The organism is Vibrio sp. YT-18, from assembly GCF_033337345.1.
GTDB classification, from domain to species: Bacteria; Pseudomonadota; Gammaproteobacteria; order Enterobacterales; family Vibrionaceae; genus Vibrio; species Vibrio alginolyticus.
Window position 1 is genome coordinate 1 of the sequence record NZ_JAWOQO010000087.1, and the last position, 1,566, is coordinate 1,566.

The 1,566-nt window shown below is 47.7% G+C and carries 2 protein-coding genes and 1 pseudogene; all 3 read right to left on the minus strand.

Annotated features, from left to right (window positions below; genetic code table 11):
• Window positions 1-70 (minus strand): annotated as a pseudogene (locus tag R7M72_RS24495) (response regulator); the annotation flags it as partial.
• Window positions 57-1,394, minus strand: a complete 1,338-nt coding sequence (locus tag R7M72_RS24500; RefSeq protein WP_318056389.1) for a sensor histidine kinase — start codon at window positions 1,392-1,394, stop codon at window positions 57-59. The gene R7M72_RS24500 and the pseudogene R7M72_RS24495, both read right to left, overlap by 14 nt.
• Before the next feature lie 3 nt (window positions 1,395-1,397).
• The coding region (locus R7M72_RS24505; protein ID WP_318056390.1) for an anion permease at window positions 1,398-1,566 on the minus strand (169 nt) is incomplete at its 5' end.

Below are 1,566 nucleotides of genomic sequence, written 5' to 3' on the forward strand. Positions count from 1 at the left end.
CTAGATCTTGTAGAACCGCGCTTAACACCTCTCGTTGGTCATCAACGCAAATTACATTAAGCTTCTCCATGTTCACCCTCTACCGGTAATTTGATTCTAAAAATGGTCTTTTCACTGTCACTTTTTACGACAATGGAACCGTTGTAACCTGCAATAATTCGTTTAACGATCGAGAGCCCAAGCCCCAACCCAAAAGACAATCCGCCCTTCTTCGTTGTAAAATTCGGCCTAAATATTTTTCGGCGTGTGGCCTCATCAATTTCAGGGCCGTTGTTGGCGATCGTGACTAAAATCTTTCCTTTGCTCACGCGTGTATGAATTTCAATGGTCGGCGACTCAATGTTAATCATCGCATCGCACGCATTTTTTAAAATATTCACCCAAATTTGAACAAGCTCAGTTTGCGATCCAATAAAAACCGGCAGTTCTGCAGGGCTGAAACGCACACTAACGCGCCTCAAATCACTCTGCAGCAACGCCAATGCCCGATTTATCGAATCGTTAATGTTGATTGCCTCATCAAGGTCGATATCCGTTCTGCCCAATTGCTTAACGGAACGAACAATGCCCACCGTATGCTTAGACGCGATACGCAAGTCGTGCAGGTCTCGCCCAACTTGCCAATAACGAATCGCCTCTTCTGGCCTTTTTAACCAATGCTCCGAGAGGTAGTTACTCGGCACGGCTCGCGCTAAATCACGCGCCAACTCTTTAGGCAACCCATAATATTTTTCGAAATGACGACCGCGCTTTCTCGCTTCACTAGACGATACTTTTTGCCCTTGCATCAAACCAAAATCAAAGAACTGACTCGCCTCTGGATGCACTTCTTCAAGCAGCGTCATGATGACGGACTCTAAACGCTCCGATTTACTGCTGACCACACCAATCGCATTGTTAAGTTCGTGTGCGATACCTGCGGCTAACTGACCGAGTGTTGTCATTTGCTCTGCGGTGTGGAGCTTTTGCAGCGCCTTCTCTTTGGCTATCGCTTCTTGCATCGCGCGGCGCTGACGGCGAGACAACTCATGCACCATAACGGGCATAAACTGTGTGGTTAATGGCCCGTAAGTTTCTTCTTCAACGGCTGGCGTATCGCGTTCTATCCACGCAAGCTCTACATCGGTTTGTGCAATCACCGTAGATGAGGCAGTCCATGTTCCTGAAAAAAAACTGTGCACTCCAATAAATGCCCCTTGAGAAGCAGAAAATACCTGAATGGGCTTTCTGTCTTCGTCCGCATAGAAGCCAGCAAGCTCGCCAGAGAGCACATAATATAGACGGTCGTTGTAGCCTTGCTGTTCGATCAATACGGAGCCGGCCAACACAGTCAGCCGACGTTCGATATGATTAAAGTAGCGTTCTACTAACGCATCTAACTTGGTTTCGTACATGTATTACCCAATATGCCCAACCGTATGAAGAATCCACACCATCACAAAGCTTAGCAGCACACCAACAATACCAAGTACCGCACCCACTCTCGCCATTTGGCTACTTTCTACATGGCCAGTGGCATGCGCGAGCGCGTTAGGCGGTGTACTGATAGGCAGTGACATACCAAGC

Excerpts from the sequence above, each read along its gene's own strand:
- R7M72_RS24500 (WP_318056389.1), bottom strand. The coding sequence starts at position 1,394 with ATGTACGAAACCAAGTTAGATGCGTTAGTAGAACGCTACTTTAATCAT.